10 protein-coding genes and 1 pseudogene are annotated in these 13184 nt (G+C 70.1%); 6 read left to right on the forward strand and 5 right to left on the reverse strand.

The window, feature by feature from the left end; translation table 11 throughout:
• Positions 1-127 (forward strand): annotated as a pseudogene (locus DLJ49_RS22420) (IS5/IS1182 family transposase); the annotation flags it as partial.
• Here DLJ49_RS22420 and thrS read toward each other — a convergent pair.
• Together thrS and DLJ49_RS09775 are read right to left on the reverse strand one after the other, a co-directional pair.
• A complete protein-coding gene (gene thrS / locus DLJ49_RS09770) occupies positions 124-2085 on the reverse strand; it encodes a threonine--tRNA ligase (protein WP_115393365.1) in 1962 nt (653 codons plus the stop codon). The pseudogene DLJ49_RS22420 and the gene thrS sit on opposite strands and share 4 nt — an antisense overlap.
• Positions 2086-2167: 82 nt before the next feature.
• A complete protein-coding gene (locus DLJ49_RS09775; protein ID WP_115393366.1) occupies positions 2168-2380 on the reverse strand; it encodes a helix-turn-helix domain-containing protein in 213 nt (70 codons plus the stop codon).
• 181 nt (positions 2381-2561) lie between these two features.
• On the opposite strand from DLJ49_RS09775, the gene DLJ49_RS09780 reads away from it, so the two are divergent.
• Entirely contained in the window at positions 2562-3026 is a 465-nt protein-coding gene (locus tag DLJ49_RS09780) for a hypothetical protein (RefSeq protein WP_115393367.1), read from the forward strand.
• A 426-nt stretch (positions 3027-3452) separates the two neighbouring features.
• Here DLJ49_RS09780 and DLJ49_RS09785 read toward each other — a convergent pair whose 3' ends face one another.
• Both DLJ49_RS09785 and DLJ49_RS09790 read right to left on the reverse strand, forming a co-directional pair.
• Entirely contained in the window at positions 3453-6536 is a 3084-nt protein-coding gene (locus DLJ49_RS09785) for a valine--tRNA ligase (protein ID WP_115393368.1), read from the reverse strand.
• 286 nt (positions 6537-6822) lie between these two features.
• A complete protein-coding gene (locus tag DLJ49_RS09790; protein ID WP_115393369.1) occupies positions 6823-7254 on the reverse strand; it encodes an Lrp/AsnC family transcriptional regulator in 432 nt (143 codons plus the stop codon).
• A 134-nt stretch (positions 7255-7388) separates the two neighbouring features.
• Between DLJ49_RS09790 and DLJ49_RS09795 the strand changes: the two genes are divergently transcribed.
• Positions 7389-8528 carry a type III PLP-dependent enzyme domain-containing protein gene (locus tag DLJ49_RS09795; protein ID WP_115393370.1) on the forward strand — a complete coding sequence of 380 codons (1140 nt, stop codon included), beginning with the start codon at positions 7389-7391 and terminating at the stop codon, positions 8526-8528.
• Here the strand turns inward: DLJ49_RS09795 and DLJ49_RS09800 are convergent.
• Positions 8476-9564: a glycosyltransferase family 2 protein gene (locus DLJ49_RS09800; protein WP_158547442.1), complete on the reverse strand. Its 1089-nt coding sequence runs from the start codon at positions 9562-9564 to the stop codon at positions 8476-8478. The genes DLJ49_RS09795 and DLJ49_RS09800 overlap by 53 nt on opposite strands.
• A gap of 263 nt (positions 9565-9827) precedes the next feature.
• Here DLJ49_RS09800 and speB point away from each other — a divergent pair, with 263 nt between their 5' ends.
• The 3 genes from speB to DLJ49_RS09815 all read left to right on the forward strand — a co-directional run bounded on the left by speB (position 9828) and on the right by DLJ49_RS09815 (position 13033).
• Positions 9828-10796: an agmatinase gene (speB, locus tag DLJ49_RS09805; RefSeq protein ID WP_115393372.1), complete on the forward strand. Its 969-nt coding sequence runs from the start codon at positions 9828-9830 to the stop codon at positions 10794-10796.
• 67 nt (positions 10797-10863) lie between these two features.
• Complete coding sequence (locus tag DLJ49_RS09810; RefSeq protein ID WP_115393373.1) at positions 10864-11316, forward strand: DUF1499 domain-containing protein; 453 nt, start codon at positions 10864-10866, stop codon at positions 11314-11316.
• A gap of 130 nt (positions 11317-11446) precedes the next feature.
• The gene (locus DLJ49_RS09815) at positions 11447-13033 is read left to right on the forward strand and encodes an ABC transporter substrate-binding protein (RefSeq protein ID WP_115393374.1); all 1587 of its coding nucleotides are present in this window, start codon (positions 11447-11449) and stop codon (positions 13031-13033) included.
• The last annotated feature ends 151 nt before the right edge of the window (positions 13034-13184 follow it).

The raw sequence follows: 13184 nt of genomic DNA on the forward strand, positions 1-13184 counted from the left end.
CTTCAACAAGCTCAAGCATTTCCGAAAGATCGCGACCCGCTACGAGAAGTCGGCCACCAACTACCTCGCCGCGGTCCTGATTGCCTGCTCCAGGCTCTGGGCCAGGCATTATGAGTCCGCATCCTAGCGCAGGTCGGGGGGCGTCGCCTCCTCGGCGAGGCGGGACACGATCTCGTTGAGCGATGCAGAATACGTCTGCTTCTCGCCGAGCCGGCGAACCGTGGCGGTGCGGTCGTTCACCTCGCGCTGACCGATGGCGAGGATCACGGGAACTTTCGACACCGAGTGCTCGCGCACCTTGTAGTTGATCTTCTCGTTGCGGGTGTCGGCCTCGGCCCGCAGGCCCGCCGCGCGCAGCTCGGCCACTGCCTGATGCACGTAGTCGTCGGCGTCGGACACGATGGAGGCGACGACGACCTGGCGGGGCGCGAGCCAGTAGGGCAGGCGGCCCGAGTAGTTCTCGATCAGGATGCCGAGGAACCGCTCGAAGCTGCCGAGGATCGCGCGGTGAAGCATGACGGGGCGGTGCTTTTCGCCGTCGGCGCCGATATAGGTGGCATCCAGCCGCTCGGGCAGGTTGAAATCGGCCTGGAAGGTGCCGCACTGCCATTCGCGGCCGATCGCGTCGGTCAGCTTGAAGTCGAGCTTCGGGCCGTAGAAGGCGCCCTCGCCCGGGTCGAGCTCGTAGTCGTTGCGGACCGAGAGGATGGCCTTTTCGAGCGCGCTCTCGGCCTTGTCCCACACCGCGTCCGAGCCGACGCGGGTCTCCGGCCTCGTGGAGAACTTGATGTCGAAGGAGGGGAAGCCGAGATCGGAATAGACCCCCGATAGCAGGTCGATGAAGGCGGCGCATTCCTGCTCGATCTGGTCCTCGGTGCAGAAGATGTGCGCGTCGTCCTGGGTGAAGCCACGCACCCGCATCAGGCCGTGCAGCGCGCCGTGGGCCTCGTAGCGGTGGCAGGAGCCGAACTCGGCGAGGCGAAGGGGCAGGTCGCGGTAGGACTTGATGCCGGTGTTGTAGACCTGCACGTGGCAGGGGCAGTTCATCGGCTTGAGCGCGTTGATCCGCTTCTCGTTGGCGTGCTCCTCGTCGATCTCGGTGATGTACATGTTCTCGCGGTACTTGTCCCAGTGGCCGCTGGCCTCCCACAGCTTGCGGTCGACCACCTGGGGCGTGCGGATTTCGCGGTAGCCCGCCCGGTCGAGGCGACGGCGCATGTAGGCCTCGAGCTCGCGGTAGATCGTCCAGCCGTCGGGGTGCCAGAAGACCATGCCGGGCGCCTCTTCCTGGAAGTGGAAGAGCTCCATCTCGCGTCCCAGCCGGCGGTGGTCGCGCTTCTCGGCCTCTTCGAGGAAGTGGAGGTAGTTCTTGAGGTCCTGCTTCGTCCGGAAGCCCACGCCATAGATGCGCTGGAGCATCGGGCGGCTCGAGTCGCCCCGCCAGTAGGCGCCGGCGACCTTCATCAGCTTGAAGGCGTCGGCGGGCAGCTGCCCGGTGTGCCGGAGGTGCGGGCCGCGGCAGAGATCCTGCCAGTGGCCGTGCCAGTACATGCGGATCGGCTCGCCCTCTGGGATCGCCTGCACCAGCTCGACCTTGTAGGGCTCGTTGTTCGCCTCGTAGTAGCGGATCGCGCGGTCGCGGTCCCAGACCTCGGTGGTGACGGGGTCGGCCCGCGCGATGATCTCGCGCATCTTCGCCTCGATCTGCCCGAGATCGTCGGGGGTGAAGGGCTCGGCGCGGTCGAAATCGTAGTACCAGCCATGCTCGATGACGGGGCCGATCGTGACGCGCACGTCGGGCCAGATCTCCTGCACCGCGCGGGCCATGACATGGGCGAGGTCGTGGCGGATGAGTTCGAGCGCCTGGGCGTCGTCCTTCATGGTGTGGATGGCGATCTCGGCGTCGGCCTCGATGGGCCATTGCAGATCCCAGTGGCGCCCGTTCACGGTGGCGCTGATCGCTTTCTTGGCAAGCGAAGTGGAGATCTTCTCGGCCACCTGCCCGGCCGTGATCCCGGCGGGCGCCTCGCGGGTCGCGCCGTCGGGCAGGGTGAGGGTGATCGCGGGGGAGGGGGTGTCGGCCATCTCGGCTGTCCTCGTCGGTTCGGCGCCTACGCGTGCGCCCGGTTGCGGGTGGGTGGCCAAGTGCGGGAGGGGCGCGCCCCTGTCAACCGAGCGCGGCACAAAATCCTTCGCAAAGGATTTTGCAAATTCCTTCTTCAAGGAATTTGCGGGTGGCGCCGGTCGGGTGTGCCGACGTCTTCCCGGTCAGGTCGAGCTGGACTTCGATCTCTGTCAGCGTCTGCCTGTCCCGGCCCCGCCGCGCCTCGAGGATGGCGCAGCGGTCCGGGTCGTCGAGGGCCTTGCAGACCGTGTCCATGGTCGACCGGACGTGACCGCATCGACACAGCGTCCCGTCAACCCGGCGTTCACCGGCCGGTGGCACCTTCAAGGTGCCGGCCAACCTCTTGCATGGTCGCGATTTCGCGCGATCCCCGCCCGAGAGCTGCCACGATGGCGGGCAAGACTCGCGCGAGGGCGCCCGCAGAAGGAGTAGGGTCATGGCACATGTGCGCGACACGGCGGAGCAGGCCATCCGCGAGGGTCTGACCGACCGCGACGTGCTGCGCCGTGTCTTCGCGGCGCATCCGGGCGCAAATCTCTCGACCGACACGATCGCGTGGTATCGCGCGCGGCTCGCACGGGAGGGGATCGGCACGGGAACACGCTTCGCCGAGGTCGGCGACGACGACCTCCCGCCCGCCCACCGCCCGCCCGTCGACCGCCCGCCCGTCAATCGCCCGTCCGCCTCGCGCTTGGCCGAGCCCGCCACGGCGAAGGGACGGCTGATCACCGAGCTCCTGCGCGACGGTCTGCCGGATTACGTGGTCTACCGCAGGTCGGGAGCGGTCAGCCTCGCCACGGTCAGGGCCTACCGCTCCCGCCTGATCGGCTGTGGCGATCCCGTTCCGACCGAGGCCGAGGCGTGCCGCTACTGGGCGGCGCTGAACGGGGCGGCGCACTGAAGGGGAGCCGCCGCACGCCCGGCCGTCACGCCCCCCCTGCGCAACGCTGCCGACACAAGGCGGCGCGGCGTCAGGAGGTTCCTGCGCTGTGCGAGGGCCATCGTGCCAGACACGCCGGCCCCGACCGACAGGACGTTGGGCGGACGCGGAACGACGCTTGGTGACGAAGCGGTAGAAGGGTCGACCTGCGCAGGCAGCCCGGCACCGGGGGGTGCCGACGTAGCTGACCTTTGCAACCGCAGGCCCCGCCACGACGACGACCGCGAAAAGGGCGACGGTGGCAAGGCGATGAGCCGGCTTCCCCGAGGCCCTCCTGAAGGAGCGGGTTCCCTCCGAGCCCTATCACGCGCAGGTCCTCGCGCGAGCCCGGAGTCATCCCGTGTCCAGCTGGGACGCCGGCCCTCCGCGCTCCGGGGCGCGCGCGCCTCAGGCGACCTCGGCGAGGCGGGCCAGCGCGGCGCGGATCTTCTCTGCCTCCGACTCGCGCGCAGCGAGGTTGTCGCGCGTCTCTTCCACCACGTCGTCGGGTGCGCTTTCGACGAACTTGGGGTTCGACAGCCGGCCGCGCAGGCCGCCCAGCTCCTTTTCCAGCTTGGCGAGCGTCTTTTCCAGCCGCGCCCGCTCTTCGTCGATATCGATGATCTCGGCGAGCGGCAGCCCGAAGGTGCCGCCGCGGACCGGCACCGCCACCGCCCCCTTCGGCATTTCCGCCACCTGCTCCAGGCTGTCGATCCGGGCGAGGCGGCGGATCAGCGCGCCGTTGCGCTCCCATGCCTGCGCCGCCTCGGCATCCAGCCCGGTATGCACCATCGGCACCTGCATGCCGGCCGGCACGTGCATCTGCGCCCGGGCCGAGCGGACCTCCTCGATCAGGGCGATCACCCAGGTCATTTCCGCCTCGGCCTCCGGATCGGCCAGCTCGACGGCGGCGTAGGTCGGCCAGTCGGCATGGACGAGCATCTTGTTACGCGCCCCCAGCGTGCCCCACAGCTCCTCCGTCACGAAGGGCATGAACGGGTGCAGCAGGATCAGGCACTGGTCGATCACCCAGGCCATCACGGCCTGGGTCTCGGCCTTGAGCGCCTCGTCGTCGCCCTGCAAGAGCGGCTTGGCGAACTCGACATACCAGTCGCAGACCTTGTGCCAGGTGAACGCGTAGGCCCCGTTCGCCGCGTCGTTGAAGCGGAACGCCCCCAGCGCCGCGTCGACCTCCTCGCGGATGCGGCCCGTCTCGGCGAGGATCCAGCGATTCACAGGGGCTGTGGCCTGCGGCACGCCCTCGGCCGGGCCCACGTCGCCCCGCGTCGCGCCGTTCATCTCGGCGAAGCGGGCGGCGTTCCAGATCTTGGTGGCGAAGTTGCGGTAGCCCTGGATGCGGTCCTTCGACAGCTTCAGGTCGCGCCCCATCGCCGCCATCGAGGCGAGGGTGAAGCGCACGGCGTCGGCGCCGAACTCGTCGATCAGGTCGATCGGGTCGAGCACGTTGCCCAGGCTCTTCGACATCTTCTTGCCCTTCTCGTCGCGCACGAGGGCGTGGACATAGACGGTGTCGAAGGGGCGCTGGCCGACCATCGCGTATTGCATCATCATCATCCGGGCGACCCAGAAGAAGATGATGTCGAACCCGGTGACGAGGACGGAGGTGGGGAAGTAGCGCTTGAGCTCTTCCGTCTCCTCCGGCCAGCCGAGCGTGCCGATGGGCCAGAGGCCCGAGGAGAACCACGTGTCGAGCACGTCCGGATCCTGCCAGACGGGATAGACGATCTTGGTGGGGTCACGATCCTCGGTCTCGTAGCGGGCCAGCGAGCCCGCGAGCATGTGCGCCGCCTCGTGCCGGTCGGCCACCTCGACGACCTGGGCGTGGTTGAGCGGCGTGGGCAGGGCCGCGATCACGTCGTCGAATTGCGGGCGCACCGCGTCGAAATCGGGCGCGGCGTGGTGCCGGTCGGTGCCGCGCACGAGGTTGTCGGCGGTCAGGAAGCGCAGCATCTCCACCTCGTCGAGCGCGCCGTCGCCCTCGTCGTCGCGGAAGGTCTCCAGCCGCAAATCGAAGCCGTACCAGACGGGGATGCGGTGCCCCCACCAGAGCTGGCGGCTGATCGTCCAGGGCTCGATGCTTTCCAGCCAGTGGAAATACACCTTGCGGTCCTGCTCGGGCAGGATCTCGACCTCGCCCTTGCGCACCGCGTCGATGGCCGGCCCCACGATCTGCTCGGCGTCGACGAACCACTGGTCGGTCAGCATCGGCTCGATCACCACCTTCGAGCGGTCGCCGAAGGGCTGCATGATCGGCTTCTGCTCGACGAAGGGCTGCGGGTGCCCCTCCTCGTCGGGCATCATCACCGCCAGCCCCTCCTCGGTGATGTCGGCGACGATACGGCGGCGGGCCTCGAACCGGTCGAGCCCGCGATACGCCTCCGGCACCAGGTTGACGGCATCGACGTCGACCCGGTCGGCGCGCATCTCGCCGTTCGCCACGGCGCGGGCGATCTCGGCGCTCTCCTCGTAGGAGAGGCCGTCCGCGCGCATCGTCGCGTCCGGCGCCATCAGCACATAGAGGGGGATGCCGTTCCGCTGCGCCACCGCGTAGTCGTTGAAATCGTGCGCGCCGGTGATCTTCACCGCGCCCGAGCCGAAATCGGGGTCGGGATACTCGTCGGTGATGATCGGGATGAGCCGCCGCTGGTCCTTCGGGCCGACGGGGATCTCGCAGAGCTTGCCGACGATGGGCGCGTAGCGTTCGTCGGAGGGGTGCACCGCCACCGCGCCGTCGCCCAGCATCGTCTCGGGGCGGGTCGTGGCGATCGAGATGTAGTCGCGCTCCTCCTCCAGCACGACGTGGCCGTGCTCGTCGCGCTCGACATAGGTGTAGGTCTCGCCCCCCGCCAGCGGGTACTTGAAGTGCCACATGTGGCCCTGCACCTCGACGTTCTCGACCTCGAGGTCCGAGATCGCCGAGCGGAAGTGCGGGTCCCAGTTCACCAGCCGCTTGCCGCGATAGATGATGCCGCGGTCGTAGAGATCGCAGAACGTCTTGATGACCGCGGCATGAAAGCCCTCGTCCATCGTGAAGGCCTCGCGATCCCAGTCGCAGGACGCGCCGAGGCGCTTGAGCTGGCCGATGATGGTGCCGCGGCTCTTGTGCTTCTGCTGCCAGACTCGCTCGACAAAGGCCTCGCGCCCCATCTCCTCGCGCGTGGGCTCGCCGTTCGCGGCCATCTCGCGCTCGGTCACCATCTGCGTGGCGATGCCGGCGTGGTCGGTCCCGGGCTGCCAGAGGGTGTCGTGGCCGCGCATCCGGTGCCAGCGCACGAGGATGTCCTGCAACGTGTTGTTGAAGGCATGGCCCATGTGCAGCGAGCCGGTCACGTTCGGCGGCGGGATCAGAACGGAGAAATGCGGCGCGCCCGTCTTCGCGTTGGCACCGGCGCGGAACGCTTTCGCCTGTTCCCAGGCGGCGTAGATCCGCTCTTCGGCCGAAGCGGCGTCGAACGTCTTGTCCATCGGCATCGGGCGATCCCTCTCTGGCTGGCGCGCCCCTCCGCGAGGGGCGGCGCGCGTCTCCTAGCCCAGCCGCGCCGACAGGAAAAGGGCCGCGCAGCCTGTCTGCCGGGCGCAGGAACCGCACTCCTCGAACGGCCGACCGCTTGCCCGGGCCGCATGCTTCGCCGTCGCGCACCGCCCCGGCCGCTCCCGGTCGTGCGCAGGCCAGAGCTCGCCCCATCATCTTGGTCCAAATACTCCCGGGGGAGCCGCCGGAGGCGGCGGGGGGCGGCGCCCCCCTCCGACGGCGCCGTCAGAGCCGCCGGTCGAACTTGGTGGCAAGGTGGATCAGGCTCTCGGTATCGGTCACGCCGGGGATGGCGCCGATCCGGTCGAGCACGGCGTCGAGGCGTTCGGTATCCTCCGCCGCGACCGTCAGGATCAGGTCGACCCGGCCGGTCGAGGTCTGGCAGCTGTCCACCTCCGTCATGGGCTTCAGGCGCGCCAGCACCTGCGCCGCCGCGCGCGGCTCGACCGAGAGCAGCACCGTGGCACGGATCCGACCGCGGCGCGCCCGGGTGCCCAGGCGGATCGTGTAGCCGCCGATCACGCCCGAGCGCTCAAGCCGCTCGATCCGGGCCTGCACCGTCGAGCGGGCGAGGCCGAGGCGGCGTGCGAGTTCGGCGGTCGGGGTGGAGCTGTCGGCGGCCAGCGCCGCGAGGATCGCCTCGTCGGTCTCGTCCATTCAGATCATCGTATATTTCAGTCGATCCGACGTCAATTTCCGCGATTTTGCCCGGATCGACGGGTGAAACGCGTCGTGCGACAGGTCATGATTCCTCCTGCGAGCAGTATCCGAGAGCAGGAGACAGAAGGCCCATGACCCAGGCCCGCCCCTTTCCCGACAGCCCCGCCGACCTGTTGCGGCGCGGCGCCCCCGAAACGCCGATCCTGTGCTTCTCTCCGGCCATGCTGCGGGAGACGGCGCAGACCTTCCTCGACGGTTTTCCCGGCCAGGTGACCTATGCCGTCAAGGCCAACCCCGAGCCGGCGGTGCTGGAAAATCTCGCCGCGGCGGGCATCGGGGCGTTCGACGTGGCGTCGCTCTCCGAGATCGACCTCGTGCGTGCCGTCGCGCCGACCGCCGGGCTGCACTACAACAACCCGGTGCGCTCGGGCGCCGAGATCGCGCGCGCCGTGGCGCGCGGCGTGCGCTCGTTCAGCCTCGACAGCGCGGGCGAGCTCGCCCGTCTCGTGGCGCGGGTGCCGGCGGGCGCCGAGCTGACGGTGCGCTACAAGCTGCCCGTGAAGGGCGCGGCCTACGATTTCGGCGCCAAGTTCGGGGCCGAGCCCGCCGCGGCGGCCGAGCTCCTGCGCGCGGTGGCCGAGGCCGGTTACACGCCCTCGCTCACCTTCCACCCCGGCACGCAATGCGCGCCCCCCGAGGTCTGGCGCGCCTACGTCGCCGAGGCCGCCGCCATCGCCCGCGCGGCGGCGGCGGAGCCGGCGCGCCTCAATGTCGGCGGCGGCTTCCCGTCGCACCGGATGAGGGCCGCGGCGCCCGATCTCGGCGCCATATTCGAGGCGATCGACAGCGCCGCCACGGCGGCCTTCGGGGCGGCGCGGCCGGCGCTCGTCTGCGAACCGGGGCGGGGCATGGTGGCGGAGTGCTGCACGCTGATGACGCGGGTTCGCGCCCTGCGCGACGATCACGTCTTCCTCGACGACGGGATCTATGGCGGCCTGGCCGAGATGCTCAGCATGCCGATGACCGACCGGATCGAGGTGCGCAGCCCGGAGGGCCTGTTGCGCACGGGCGCTCCCGTTCCGCGCACCGTCTTCGGGCCGACCTGCGACAGCCTCGACCGGTTGCCCGGCCACCCGATGCTGCCCGAGGATACGGAAGAAGACGACGCGGTGCTCTTCCGTGGCATGGGTGCGTATTCGGGCGTGACGGCGACGCGGTTCAACGGCTTCGGCGCGCTGACACTGGCGACGGTCGATCGGCTCGACGACTGACGCAGCGTTCGCGTTCCGCAAGGCGCGCGGCATACTCCGCGCCGAGCGCCGCGTCGAAGGCGGCCGGCGCGAGCCCGGCCGCGACGCCGGGCAGCAGCGCGGCGAGCGGCACGGCCGGGTTGACCCGCGGGCGCGAGAGCTTGCGCGCCGCCGTCAGCGTCTCCGCCTGCTCGGGCGTCAGACGCGACAGGCGGGCGTGGAAGGCGAGGATGTCGTCGAGCGTGGCGCAACGGTCGCGGACGTGGCGCACCTGCGCGCGCCTCTCGACGTGAAGCAGGCGGTCGAGTTGCGCCTCGGGGTGGGTGGCATAGCGCAGGGTCTTGGCCGCCCAGTGGCGCGGGGTAAGCCCGTCGAAATGCAGCAGGTGGACAGCGCGCGCGACGCGGAAGGGCGGCGCCTCGCCCGCTGCCTCGGGGCGGTGCACGGTCAGCCGGTAGCCGTGCCCGGTGCGCGACAGCGCCTTGCCCACCGGGTAGCCGGCGAACCCCATCCGCATAAAGCGCGCCGTCTCGCCGTAGATCGCGCCCGCCTCGAGCGCGTCGCCCGGCAGGAGCGGGCGGCGGAACGCCCCCTCGAAGATCGAGGCCCCCCGCTCGTCCCCCAGCCACACGCGCTCGAGGTTGCGGATCTTGAGCCAGCCGTGACTCTCGTCGAGCCGGGCGAGCTCGTCCGCGAGCGGCCCCTCGCACCAGAGGAGCTCGTCGGCATCGACGTGCAGGATCCAGTCGGCCCGGGTGCGGTTGCCGGCTAGGGTGGCGTTGGCCATCTGGCGCTGCGATTGCAGGGCGGGGCGGGCGCGGCCCCGCCGTTCCCGCCAGTAGGCGTCGTCGCAACGGACGACACGGGTGCGGGGCAGCGCCTCGGCGAGATCGGCGGCGGGATCTTCGGGATCGTCGAAGAACAGCCAGAGCTCGTCCGCGCCGAGGGCGAGGTGATGGGCGGCGAAGGCCGCGACGAGGGCGGCGGGCTCGCGCACCGTCGCAACGACGGCCCAGCGGGGCGTCGCGGTATCCTCGGCGGTGCTGGCCGTCTGCATCGGGGCAGTCTGACGCGGACCGGGCGTGCCGTCCATCCGTCGGCGGGGCGCGGCCCGCTTGCAGCGGGTAGATGCCATGGGGGGCTGCCTGGCGGCCTGGCCGCACCGATCGCTGCGTCGTCAAGACGCTCCGAAGCGACAAGGAAGCTCTCGGTTGAGCGGCAGAATTCTTTTGACCCTCACCCACACACGAACCAGAAGGGCGCGGGGCAGTGGCCCCCCTCGCCGGCGCTCCGCTGCCGGCCGACGAACGGGAGACGCACATGGCCCTCGAGGACGCAGGCAAGGACATCGACCGCGCGTTCACCGCGACGCGGGATCGCGGTCTCGCCTACGAGAACGCCTTCGCCGGAGCGACGTCGTTCCTGCGTCGCCGCTACACCAAGGATTTCGGCGGCGTCGACCTCGCCGTGACGGGGCTGCCCTTCGACCAGGCGGTGACGAACCGGCCCGGCGCGCGACTGGGGCCGCGGGCAATCCGCGAGGCGTCGACGCTTCAGCCCTTCGACCCGCCCTACGGCTGGGGCTACGACCCGCTGACCGAGTTCGCCATCGTCGACGCGGGCGACATGGCGTTCGACTATGCGCGCCCCGCCGACTTCCCGGCCGCGGCCGAGGCGCATGTCGCCTCGATCCTTGCGGCGGGGGCGGGCTGCATCGTGCTCGGCGGCGACCATTCGGTGGCGCACCCTGCGCTGCGGGCCCACGCGGCGAAGGTCGGCCCGCTGGCGCTGGTCCAGTTCGACGCCCATTCCGACACCTGGCCCGACGACGACCCGGGCCGCATCGACCATGGCACGATGTTCGGCAAGGCGGTGGCCGAGGGGCTGATCGACCCGGCGCGGTCGATCCAGGTGGGCATCCGCACGAGCAACGACGCGACCCTCGGCATCGCCCAGATCGACGCGCGGCAGGTGCACGAATCCGGCCCCGCCGCCGTGGCGAAGAAGGTGAAGGAGCGGGTGGGCGACGCGCCCGTCTATCTGTCGTTCGACATCGACGCGCTCGACCCCGCCTTCGCCCCCGGCACGGGCACGCCGGTCTGGGGGGGGCTGGCCTCGTGGCAGGCGGCCGCGATCCTGCGCGACCTCGCGGGGATCACGCTGGCCGGCGGCGACGTGGTGGAGGTGGCGCCGCCCTATGACACGACCGGCGCGACCGCTGTGGCAGGCGCCCACGTGGCGACAGAGCTGATCTGCCTCTGGGGCTGGACGCGCCGGCAGGTGCGCTGAGGGGCGCGGCACGTCTTGCCCCCGGCCGCCCGCCGGCTAGGGTGCTGCGGGAACCGGGAGGGAGCGGATGCGCGTGCTGGTCTGGATCGTCGTCGTCATCGTCGTGGTCGTATTGGGCTTCGCCGCCTGGGTGCGGCTCGCGCCCACCGACCCGGCGGCGTGGCATGTCGACCCGGCCTCGGCCGAACCCGGGCCGGGCCGCTTCGTGGTGAATCCCGAGGGCGGCGACGCCGACGGCCCGCTGCTGGCGATGCCGCCGAGAGAGGCGCTCGCCGCGCTCGACGCCATCGCCCGCGACACGCCCCGCACGCGCGCCATCGCCGGCTCGGTCGAGGAGGGGCGGATCACCTACCTCACGCGTTCCGCGCTTTGGGGCTTTCCCGATTTCACCACGGTCGAAGCCGTGCCCGCCGAGGGCGGCTCGCGCCTTGTGATCTTCGCCCGGCTGCGCTTCGGGCAGGACGACATGGGCGTGAACGAAGCCCGCGTGCGCGGCTGGCTCTCGCAGCTTTCACCCTGACCACGGTGCCGCGAAAGCCGGCACCATCCCCCCCTGCGGCGGTATTCCGCGCGTCTTCCGCGTCGGCAAGGCTTGAGCGGCAGGGGCGGATTGTGGCTAGCTGTGGCGATAATCAGACAGGGAGACCACGATGACCCTCCGCAACAGCCTGCTCTGCGCCACAGCGCTCGCGCTGGTCGCAGGCGCCGCCTCTGCCGAGACCCTGCGCTGGGCGCGGGCGGGCGACTCGCTCACGCTCGACCCGCACGCCCAGAACGAGGGGCCGACCCACGCGCTCGCCCACCAGATCATGGAGCCGCTGGTGATGCGCGACATGACGGGCGCGATGGTGCCCGCGCTGGCCACCGAATGGGGCCCCAGCGAGGACGATCCCAACGTGTGGGTGTTCCAGCTCCGAGAGGGCGTCACCTTCCATGACGGGGCCGACTTCACCGCCGAGGACGTGGTGTTCTCGTTCAATCGCGCGATGACGCCCGACAGCGACATGAAGGAGCTGCTGTCCTCGATCGCCGAGGTGCGCGCGGTGGACGACTACACCGTCGAGTTCGAGACCAAGGGGCGGAACCCGATCCTGCCCAACAACTTCACCAACCTGTTCATCATGGACAGGGGCTGGGCCGAGGCGAACAACGCCGTCGAGGTGCAGGACTACGAGGGCGGCGAGGATACCTTCGCCGCGCGCAACGCCAACGGCACCGGCCCCTACCGCCTCGTCAGCCGCGAGCCCGACGTGCGCACCGTGCTCGAGATGAACGAGAGCTACTGGGGCGCCGGCGAGTTCCCGATGGAGGTGACCCGCGTCGAGTACACGCCGATCCAGAACGCCGCGACGCGGGTGGCGGCGCTGCTGTCGGGCGAGGTCGACTTCATTCAGGACGTGCCGGTGCAGGATCTCGGCCGGGTGGGCGAGTCCGAGGGCCTCGACGTGCGCACCACGCCGCAGAACCGCACGATCTTCTTCGGGATGAACCAGGGCGCCGACGACCTCGAGACCGACAGCGTCGACGGGGCCAACCCGCTGGCCGACGTCAATGTGCGCCGGGCGCTCAACATGGCGCTCAACCGCCCCGCCATCCAGCAGGTGGTCATGCGCGACCAGTCGCAGCCCACGGGGGTGATCATGCCGCCGTTCGTCAACGGCTGGACGGAAGAGCTCGACCAGTATCCCGAGGCGGACATCGAGCAGGCCAAGGCGCTGCTCGAAGAGGCCGGCTACGGCGACGGGTTCTCGATCCAGCTCGACTGCCCGAACGACCGCTACGTCAACGACGAGGCGATCTGCCAGGCGGCCGTCGGCATGTTCGCCCAGATCGGCGTCGACGTGAACCTCAACGCGATGCCCAAGGCGCAGTTCTTCCCGCTGATCTCGAACGGCGAGACGAACTTCTACATGCTGGGCTGGGGCGTGCCGACCTACGACTCCGAGTACATCTTCAACTTCCTCGTCCATACCCGCACCGACGAGCGCGGCTCGTGGAACAACACCGGCTACTCCAAACCCGAGCTCGACGAGAAGATCGTGGCGCTGGCCTCCGAGACCGATCTCGACGCGCGCAACGAGATGATCGCCGAGATCTGGGCGCAGGTGCAGGAGGACCGGCTGTATCTTCCGATTCACCACCAGGTGCTGAACTGGGGCGTCCGGGCCGATGTCGACACGATCGTCGACCCCGAGGATTCGCCGAAGTTCAAGTACTTCTCCTTCACCCGCTCGTAAGCGGCCCGAAGGACGGATCGACGGGGCGTCGCCATCTGGCGGCGCCCCGTTTCGTGTTTCACGGCGGGTCCGTCAGGCCGGGCAAGGTCGGAAACCGAGTGTCCGTGTTGGCCGGGCCTGCGGGGAACGCCTGTCATCCCGGGCGGCGCCC

The organism is Rhodovulum sp. 12E13 (genome assembly GCF_003340565.1).
Classification (GTDB): domain Bacteria; phylum Pseudomonadota; class Alphaproteobacteria; order Rhodobacterales; family Rhodobacteraceae; genus HLUCCA09.

Bases quoted from the DNA above. Each gene is read 5' to 3' on its own strand.
- DLJ49_RS09780 (WP_115393367.1), top strand. From the start codon at position 2,562: ATGGCACATGTGCGCGACACGGCGGAGCAGGCCATCCGCGAGGGTCTG.
- DLJ49_RS09790 (WP_115393369.1), bottom strand. From the start codon at position 7,254: ATGGACGAGACCGACGAGGCGATCCTCGCGGCGCTGGCCGCCGACAGC.
- DLJ49_RS09785 (WP_115393368.1), bottom strand. From the start codon at position 6,536: ATGCCGATGGACAAGACGTTCGACGCCGCTTCGGCCGAAGAGCGGATC.
- DLJ49_RS09810 (WP_115393373.1), top strand. From the start codon at position 10,864: ATGCGCGTGCTGGTCTGGATCGTCGTCGTCATCGTCGTGGTCGTATTG.
- DLJ49_RS09815 (WP_115393374.1), top strand. From the start codon at position 11,447: ATGACCCTCCGCAACAGCCTGCTCTGCGCCACAGCGCTCGCGCTGGTC.
- DLJ49_RS09800 (WP_158547442.1), bottom strand. From the start codon at position 9,564: ATGCAGACGGCCAGCACCGCCGAGGATACCGCGACGCCCCGCTGGGCC.
- thrS (WP_115393365.1), bottom strand. From the start codon at position 2,085: ATGGCCGACACCCCCTCCCCCGCGATCACCCTCACCCTGCCCGACGGC.
- DLJ49_RS09795 (WP_115393370.1), top strand. From the start codon at position 7,389: ATGACCCAGGCCCGCCCCTTTCCCGACAGCCCCGCCGACCTGTTGCGG.
- DLJ49_RS09775 (WP_115393366.1), bottom strand. From the start codon at position 2,380: ATGGACACGGTCTGCAAGGCCCTCGACGACCCGGACCGCTGCGCCATC.
- speB (WP_115393372.1), top strand. From the start codon at position 9,828: ATGGCCCTCGAGGACGCAGGCAAGGACATCGACCGCGCGTTCACCGCG.